Here is a 9,281-nt window from a genome sequence, read left to right as displayed (position 1 = left end):
ACGAGTTTACCATATCCTTGTGGGTTAAGGCACAATCTACCCCCAACTTGAATCAACGTATGTTTTCAAACGAATCGTTTCCGGGCGGAGACGGGAGCCGGAATATCGTCTGGGAACTTAACTTCGGCGCAGGAGAGACAGGGCGTATCGTTTTCGGTGCCGATGGGTGTTGCAAGTGGGCTGATGCTCCAGCACCACGCGACAAGCTAACGGATGACGTGTGGCATCATGTCGTTGGGCTATGGAAACAACCGTCTTTGCTCGTTTACACCGATGGCAGAAAAGGACTCGACAAATGTTTCGATGGGGATAGCCCAAATGGTGACGACCCGTGTAACGCACTGCCAGACCTCAAGGCAGCCGGAGATCCATTCATCATTGGTACCCGTCCGAATGATACCGGTAATTTTAACGGGCTCATGGACGATGTCGCGCTGCTCGATCGTGCATTGAGTGAAGACGAAATTCGGACCATCATGGACGATGGACTTGAGGCAGGTGCACTTGCTGTTAGCCCGAAAGGCAAAGCTACCACAACTTGGGGTGCCATCAAGAGTCGAAATACTCGAGAGAATTTTAGCAGGTAGCACTCCGTTAATTTTTTTTGAATCAACCCAAACCTTGCGAGGGTTTCAAAAACCTTCGCAAGGTTATATCTATTTTATCACCTCCCACCTCCGAACCCCGCCCTCCTCAACTACCTACCGCTTGGAGTGAGCGCATGCTTCTTAGTCCCGATTTATCGGGGTTTCTTAATCCCGATCTCGTATCGGGGTAAAGTTGGTTGCCAAGCGAACCCCAAAAAGGAATTGAAATATGCGAACGCTGGATCTGCGTGTCCGATATTTTCAGGACAGCACCCCCATAGAGGTGCCATGTCGCGAGGAAAACTTCATCCGACGCGAAATCACGATGCCGCTGTCTGTTGAACAAACTGCGTTTGTGCTGGTTGATGTCTGGAACGTACATTTCATTGAGAGTTGGATTGAACGGGCGAAAGACGTGACGGTCAACGCAATCGTTCCTGCGCTGAACGCCGCCCGTGAGGCGGGATTGACAATTGTGCATGCCCCCTGCCCGGAGGTTGCCGGACAATTCCCTCAACTTGATCGACATACCCCTCCCGAAGTCCAGTCTCCGCCCGATTGGCCCCCGCCGGAGTTTCGGAGCCGGACTGGCGAATACGCTGCCTATCGGGGACCGCGCAGTCAGCCTCCGAGTATTGGTATCCATTGGGATAGCCTTTCAGACAAATTGGGGATGTCCCCGGCAATCGAAGTACAAGACGAGGACTTTGTGATCGCAACGGGGGAACAACTGCATGAACTCGCGAAGGAGCGCGGCATCTTACACCTGATCTATGTCGGCTTTGCTACCAACTGGTGCGTCGTTGGTCGTGACTACGGCATCCGTGCGATGACTCGGCGGGGGTATAACATTGTCCTACTTCGTGATGCGACTACAGGGGTGGAGTTCCCGGATACCCTCGACCAGCTTTTCACCACCGAAATTACCATCCGAGAGGTTGAGCAGCAGTGTGGNNTGCCGTGCTGTCTGAATCAGGATTTTCAGGATTAAAGGATTAACAGAATAAAAAGAAAAAAGGAACGCAAGCACGATATGACGCAGAGAAAAGAAGAGAAATCTTTGCGCCGTTGTGTCTTTGCGCCATTGCGTTAAAATATTATTTTTATGTTTCACGTACTATGTTTCATCTGTAATCAAATTTGCAATAGGAGTATTTTATGAAAAAAGTCCGTATCGGTGTTATTGGCTGTGGGGCAATTGCTCAGGTCCATCATCTACCCAACTTAAAAGCACTTCAGGACGAATTTGAGGTGCCTATCGTCTGCGATGTGTCGCAGGGTGCTGCAGCGTATGTTGCCGAGACCTTCAGTATCCCTCGCTACGTGACGGATTATCGCGATCTCCTCGCATCCGATGTAGATGCGGTGCTGCTCTGCCACTCTGATCCAAAGACGAGAGTCGCCGTGGCAGCGTTCAATGCAGGCAAGCATGTCTTCATTGAGAAACCGATGTGTTTCTCTATTCAGGAAGCGGATGCTATCGGTGCTGCGTGTCAGGCATCGGGCAAGGTTGGTCAAGCGGGCTACATGAAAGTGCACGATCCCGCGTTTGAGTTAGCAAAACGTGAGGTCGATACGATGGACGATGTCCGGTTTGTTCAGGCAAACCACCTCCACTGTGGCAACGAGCTGCATCTCCAAAATTTCCGAATCAAGCGGTTCGATGACATTCCACCAGATGCGATGGTTGAGGCGGGTGAAGATGGAGCGAAAGCGCGCCACGATGCTATCGGAGATATATCTGGCGATGCTGGGAGTGCCTTCTCTACACTCTCAGGCAGCGGCATCCATGATCTCTACGGCTTCCGTGCCCTGCTTGGTGTGCCGGAGGCGGTAGCCAGTACTGAGTTGTGGAACGGCGGGCGCGGTATCACTACGATACTTGAATATCCAAACGAAGTACGCCTCGTTTATACGTGGGCAGCTATCCCCGGCTTGTGGGACTTCAAGGAAACGCTGGAGGTTTACGGCGATACCAAGCGTGTGATTGTCAAATACCCCACAGGGTTTTCGCGCGGCATCCTCTCTACCGTCACGGTGCATGAGATCGAAGCGGACGGCACAACGGTTCTGAAGGAGCCTGCAATAGTGTGGGAGAGCGCGTTCAGTCGTGAAATCCGCCATTTCCATGCGTGCATCACCGAGGGAATCCCCTGTCGTACATCGGTTGTTGATGCCCGAAACGATATCGCGCTTATTATTAACATCGTTAAGTCCTACACCGAACATGCACGAATTCCGAGTGACTGGTAGGATTGCAGAGGGTTAGACCAAATCCAAGGCACAACTTATTTCAATGAAAATTACGGACCTTAAATGCACTGTCTTGGGCACCAATCCTGTGGTTCGCATAACAACCGACGAAGGAATCAGTGGGCTGGGACAGGTAGCGGGTAGAAAACACTACCTGAAACCTCATATTATGTTTTACAAGGATTTCATAGTCGGGGAAGATCCTACGGACGTGGAACAGGTCATGATGCGGATCCGCAAAGGCGGTAGTTTTAAGCCGTGGGGCACTTCAGTAAGTACGATAGAGATGGCACTCTGGGACATCGCCGGCAAGGCAGCGGGTGTTCCGGTCTACAAGCTGCTGGGTGGCAAAATCCGGGACAAAGTTCGGGTCTATAATGGTGCGGTCAGGTTTCCAATGGACGGAAAGTCCCCGGAAGCCTACGCTGCGAATATGGAAAAGATGAAAGCCTCCCCCGAAGGTTTCACCATTATTAAGCAGGGAGTTGCATTCCATAGCGAAATGCCAAGTCAGGTGCCGGATTACTTCTACGGTGAAGTGCAGACAGGGCGTTTTGCAAGGACCAGCGGTCCCTTGACTGAGTGCGGGTTGAAATATACAATTGATTGTATTCAGGCGATGAAGGATGTTTTAGGCGACGATGTCGGACTCGCTTTGGACTGTGGACCCGGATTGACAGTTCCCGACGCGATAAGGCTTGCGCAGGCTGTGGAACCGTTAAACGTGATGTGGCTTGAAGACATGATTACTGGGGACTATGTGCCGTACGTTTTAGCGGATCTTTACCGAGACGTAACGCAAAGCACATCGACACCCATCCACACCGGCGAGCAGATCTATCTCCGACAGAACTTCAAAGACCTAATCGAGAAACGTGCTGTGGATGTAATCGGTCCCGATCCAGGTGATATCGGTGGTATCGCAGAACTGAAGTGGGTTGCGGAATATGCAGACATGCACGGCATTCTTATGGCACCCCACGGGATATTCATTGGACTCATCGGTCTTGCTGCCCTCGTTCAGGTGTCGGCGACCTTGCCTCAGAATTATATCGCTTTCGAGTGTCCGGTCGGAAACCCCAAGTGGTGGTACGATATCGTCGAAGGGCTGCCAGATCCTATCGTTCAGGACGGATTCATCACCGTTTGGGACACGCCCGGCATGGGTGTCGAACTCAACGAGGAAGCCACAAGGCAATATCTTCCTGAAGGCGACGAAGACTTTTTCGATTAACTCTACCCCTTGATAGGAAATTTTTGCCGTTTTCGTGTGTAAAATGTTACCTTTTTGTATTACAAAGTCAGACCAAATCCAAAGGATAACTCATATCGATGAAAATTACGGACTTAAAATGCACTGTATTAGGTTCCAACCCTGTGGTTCGCATAACAACCGACGAAGGAATCAGCGGGTTGGGAGAGGTGGAAGCTAGTAAACACTACTTGAAGCCTCATATTATGTTTTACAAAGATTTCATAGTCGGAGAAGATCCCACGGACGTGGAACGGGTCATGATGCGGATCCGCAAAGGCGGTAGCTTTAAGCCGTGGGGCAGCTCAGTGAGTGCAATAGAGATGGCACTTTGGGATATTGCCGGTAAAGCAGCGGGTGTTCCGGTCTACAAATTGCTGGGAGGTAAAATCCGGGACAAAGTTCGGGTCTATAATGGCGCGGTCAGGTATCCAATGGACGGAAATTCCCCGGAAGCCCACGCTGAAAATATGAAAAGAATGAAAGCCTCCCCCGAAGGTTTTACCATTATTAAGCAGGGCATTGCGTTTCATAGCGGAATGCCGAGTGCGTTCCCGGACTACTTTTATGGTGAAGTTCAACCAGGGCGTTTTGCAAGGACCAGTGGTGTCTTGACTGAGCGTGGGTTGAAATATACAATTGATTGTATTCAGGCGATGAAGGAGGCCTTGGGAGATGACCCGGATTAACAGTCCCTGATGCACTTAAACTTGCAAAGGCTGTGGAACCGTTAAACGTGATGTGGCTTGAAGACATGATCACCGGCGACTATGTGCCGTATGTTCTGGCAGACCTCTACCGGGACGTAACGCAAAGCACATCGACACCGATCCACACCGGCGAACAGATCTACCTCCGACAGAACTTCAAAGACCTCATCGAGAAGCGAGCCGTGGATGTAATCGGTCCCGACCCGTGTGACATCGGTGGTATCGCAGAATTGAAGTGGGTTGCAGAATATGCAGACCTGCACGGCATTCTTATGGCACCCCATGGTGTACTCGATGGGCTTATCGGTCTGGCTGCCCTCGTTCAGGTGTCGGCGACCTTGCCCCAGAATTATATCGCCTTCGAGTATCCGACCGGGAACCCCAAGTGGTGGTACGATATCGTCGAAGGGCTGCCGGATCCTATCGTCGAAGATGGATTCATCAAGGTTTGGGACACGCCCGGCATGGGAGTCGAACTCAACGAAGAAGCCACGAGGCAGTATCTCCCTGAAGGCGACGAAGACTTTTTCGATAATTAGGGGAACGGACATGGCGAAAATTAGATTGGGTGTCATTGGTGCGGGTGGCATTGTTTGTCGGCTGCATCTGCCTGCCCTCGTTGACGGAGAGGACTTCGAGGTTGCTGTGCTTGGTGGTAGACGGGAACATCGGCTCAAGCACCAATGTGAGCAGTTCAACATCCCTCACTGGACGCAGGACTACGATTCGATTATCGCAGATGACTCGCTCGACGCTATCTTGGTTGGTACGCCACACCCACTCCATGTGTCTTGGGGAGTTAAGGCACTGGATTCAGGGAAGCATGTCCTAATGCAGAAGCCACTTTGTGGTGAGATGGACGAAGCTAATCAATTTGTGGAAGCGACAGAAAGAAGTCGTCTGACGGTGATGTGTCTCCCTCACGCAAGTGCCTCCATCGGCAAGGCGCGTCAATTGTTGGCAGAAGGCGCGATTGGCAGGGTTTCGGGGGCGCGATTCCGAAGCAGTCACGGCGGTCCCGAAATCTACTACGCAGAGATTCGAGACATTTTTGGTGAGAAAGATGACGATCTCTGGTTCTTTGATGCCAAACGAGCGAGCGTTGGAGCACTATTCGATATGGGGGTCTATGCTGTCTCCGGATTGGTCACAATGCTAGGAACGTTTAAGCGTGTCACCGGTTTCGTAGCTACCTTTGATAAACCGACTGAATTGGAAGATGTGGCGACCCTCGTTCTAGAGATGGAATCAGGGGGTATCGTCACCGCTGAAACAAGCTGGTGTGATCCCGCTCGGACGTGGGGTGCAAGCATTCACGGCACGGCAGGCAAACTCACACTACCGGGGGAGGATGGGGCTGCGTTGAGTCAATGGACGCCAACATCTTACACCCGCGAAACAGCGCCGGTGGACCTGAAAGCCATTGATTGTTCAGACGCTGACCTCGGCGATATGCACACGCATTTTGCAGAATGTATCCGCGATGGCAAGCAGCCCCCACTGTCGCACGTTTATGCAGCGCGTCATGTTACTGAGATTTTGTTAGCTGGCATGGCATCCGCTCGGACCGGCAGCGCAGTTGAATTAACGACCAGAGCAGATTCGTAAAACGTAAAATAAATTAAATATCTCAACGTAGCCGGTCAGAACTAATCTGTACTATCTCCTAACTGAACGGTTATCCTCAAGCATTGTTTAGCTGAAAGGAGCTACAAATGCTAACCCAAGAACAGATTGACTTTTACAACGAAAATGGTTATCTCGGTGTCGAAAATGTACTGTCAACAGAAGAGGTTGCTGACCTTCAGCGTGCCACAGATGAGTTTGTTGAGAAATCCCGTGAGGTCACTGAACATACCGATATATTTGACCTTGAACCGGGGCATACTTCGGAAAACCCGCGCGTGCGCCGGATCAAAAATCCCGTTATGCACCACATCGTCTATGAGCAGACGTTACGCCACGATCGGATCCTCAATATCGTCGAACAGTTGATTGGACCCGGCGTGAGCCATAATGGCCACAAACTCAACATGAAGTACCCTGAATTCGGCAGTCCCGTCGAATGGCATCAGGATTGGGCGTTCTATCCTTATACCAATGACGACCTGCTAGCGGTGGGTGTGGCGATTGACGATATGTCGCTAGAAAACGGTTGTCTGATGGTTATCCCCGGCTCCCATAAGGGACCGACCTATGACCATCACCAAAATGGTATCTTCGTCGGTGCGGTAACAGATCCCAATTTTAGTTCCGATAACGCCGTTCCCGTTCAGGTCAAAGCCGGAGGCATTTCGATTCACCATGTTCGCACGCTGCACGGTTCCGCCCCCAATAAGTCCAGCAACCCCCGCCGTCTACTGTTGCTCCAGTATTGTGCGCTTGACGCTTGGCCCATACATGGTGGGGATTGGAATGTTTTCAAATCCTTCGCGCTGCGTGGCGAACCCACGAATCAACCGCGTGTCGTTTCCACTCCTGTTCGCATTCCTCAGCCGTCTTCGGACCGAACGGGATCGATCTACGAGGTGCAAACGCTTCTAGACAATCCTATCTTTGCGCAGAAGAAGGCCAAATAAACAACGCCATCTCTTAGAGAAAGTGATAAGTCGAGACAGAGAACTCAAGGAGGCGATGTCATGGGAAATGGTGTTGTGAGGGATAAATTCTGGATCTGGGGGCACCATGCCGGTAGCCACAATGATCACTGGGGATTGACCGCTACTTCACGAATGACGCCGGCGGAAGGTGCTTTCTATCTTAACGTACCGAATATCATATTAGTGCGTTATAATGATCTGCCACAACCACCGTTTGAACAGTACGCGCTAGCGTTTCGCCCGTTGAAACAGGTAGTCTGGTCTATCGTCGGGGCGGCCGGTGCCACCGAGAATTACGAAGTGGAAGCAGCGCGCAATCTGGCAGCAAAATTCCCGAATTTTACCGGCGTGATGATGGATGATTTTTTCAGCGATCCGGCAACGGGCAAGGTCGCTGTCCACGATGTCGAATCGCTGAATACCATTCAAAAGCAGCTAACTGTGGCGGATCGGAAATTAGATCTGTGGGTGGTGCTTTACAACCATCAACTTGAGCACCCTGTGGGTCAGCATCTGGAAACGTGTGATGTCGTCACGTTCTGGACGTGGACTTCCGACCAATTGGTGGATCTGGCGAAAAACTTCCAGCGTGCCGAAGAGCTTGCACCATCGCCCCGCAAAATACTCGGCTGTTACATGTACGATTACGGTAGTCGCAAACCAATGCCGGTTGACTTGATGCAGCACCAATGTGAAATCGGGCTGCAATGGCTCCGTGACGGTCGTATTGATGGCATGATTTTCCTTGCCAGTTGTATCTGCGATTTGGAATTAGAAACTGTTGAGTGGACGCGGGAATGGATTCAGGAAGTCGGCGATGAACCGCTTTGACGCGTAAGGCGCACAAGTCATGAAAGAAGCTGCTCTAAATGTAACCAATTTTAACGGGAAGGGTTCCTTCACTTCTGGATTGCAGGAGGCGATTGATGCCTTGCCCAAGAGTGGGGGCATTGTCTGGGTCCCGCCGGGGGTTTATACCCTACACCGCCATGTGCGGCTGCGTTCCAACGTCACTATCCGTGGTGCGGGACAATCTAGTCGCATCGTCCGTGCGCCGGAGGTTGCTTCCCCACTTATGAGCGAAGCCCAAGCAGGTGAGACTTCCGTTCACGTCGAAAACGGATCGGAATTCACCGTTGGAATGGAAGTCAGCGTGTTCGACAAGGCACAACACGGTTGGTACGCCACACACGCTTTCATTGTGGATATCAGCGAAAACCGGCTCCATCTGGATCGACCTATCAATCGTCCCTGCCATCCAGAGCGAAATGGTGGGGTGGCTCACGCTTTCTCGGCATTTGTGGGTTGGGAAGAGCGAGGCTGTGAACTCGAATCGCTCTGTATTGATGGGGGCGATATTACTGTGTCTGCCATACATCTGGTGCGGACGGTGGATGCTCGCGTGAAGGGATGCGTCGTGCAGCATTGGCTCGCGGATGGCGTAAGTGTTCAGGGAGGGGCTGGAGCGATTGTCACGGATTGCCTCGCCGAAGGCTGTCTGGGACACGGTTTCCACCCTGGCACGTCCGTCCAGCACAGTCTCTGGACGAACAACATCGGACGGGATAATGGTCGCGATGGACTCTATTTCTGCATGAATGTCCGTCACTCCGTTGTCAGCGAAAGTACGTTTTACGGAAATGGTCGGCACGGCATCGGCGGTCTGGCTGATGGCGGCGATCAATACAACGTCGTTGCCAACAACACCTGTGTCAACAATGCCCGACACGGTATCGAAGCCTCGCGTGGCAAAGATAATACGATCAACAGCAATATCTGTCTGAACAACTCACAGGAGGAACCCGGCAGATATAGCGGGATTGCCCTGATGGATGTCACCGGGATGACAGTCACCGGCAATAGATGTCTCGACGACCAA

General features: G+C 51.7%; 7 protein-coding genes and 2 pseudogenes. All 9 read left to right on the top strand.

What is annotated here, in order from left to right:
* Positions 1-587: LamG domain-containing protein (locus tag J4G02_21370; GenBank protein ID MCE2397072.1), on the top strand; the 587-nt coding region annotated here is incomplete at its 5' end.
* Positions 588-816: 229 nt separating this feature from the next.
* A pseudogene (locus J4G02_21365) lies at positions 817-1,539 on the top strand (isochorismatase family protein).
* A gap of 206 nt (positions 1,540-1,745) precedes the next feature.
* On the top strand, positions 1,746-2,840 hold the full coding sequence (locus J4G02_21360) for a Gfo/Idh/MocA family oxidoreductase (protein ID MCE2397071.1): 1,095 nt from the start codon (positions 1,746-1,748) through the stop codon (positions 2,838-2,840).
* A gap of 43 nt (positions 2,841-2,883) precedes the next feature.
* A complete protein-coding gene (locus tag J4G02_21355; GenBank protein MCE2397070.1) occupies positions 2,884-4,074 on the top strand; it encodes a mandelate racemase/muconate lactonizing enzyme family protein in 1,191 nt (396 codons plus the stop codon).
* Positions 4,075-4,172: 98 nt separating this feature from the next.
* Positions 4,173-5,341 (top strand): annotated as a pseudogene (locus J4G02_21350) (mandelate racemase/muconate lactonizing enzyme family protein).
* A 10-nt stretch (positions 5,342-5,351) separates the two neighbouring features.
* On the top strand, positions 5,352-6,410 hold the full coding sequence (locus J4G02_21345) for a Gfo/Idh/MocA family oxidoreductase (protein ID MCE2397069.1): 1,059 nt from the start codon (positions 5,352-5,354) through the stop codon (positions 6,408-6,410).
* A 107-nt stretch (positions 6,411-6,517) separates the two neighbouring features.
* Positions 6,518-7,381, top strand: a complete 864-nt coding sequence (locus J4G02_21340; GenBank protein MCE2397068.1) for a phytanoyl-CoA dioxygenase family protein — start codon at positions 6,518-6,520, stop codon at positions 7,379-7,381.
* Positions 7,382-7,441: 60 nt separating this feature from the next.
* Positions 7,442-8,233, top strand: coding sequence for a hypothetical protein (locus tag J4G02_21335; protein ID MCE2397067.1), 792 nt, complete (start codon positions 7,442-7,444; stop codon positions 8,231-8,233).
* A 19-nt stretch (positions 8,234-8,252) separates the two neighbouring features.
* Positions 8,253-9,281, top strand: a 1,029-nt coding sequence (locus J4G02_21330; protein MCE2397066.1) for a right-handed parallel beta-helix repeat-containing protein, incomplete at its 3' end; no start/stop codon positions are given.

The sequence above is a fragment of the Candidatus Poribacteria bacterium genome, assembly GCA_021295755.1.
Taxonomy (GTDB): Bacteria; Poribacteria; WGA-4E; order WGA-4E; family PCPOR2b; genus PCPOR2b.
The sequence above is the reverse complement of the archived record's forward strand: the minus strand, read 5'-3'. Positions and strand labels throughout refer to the sequence as shown.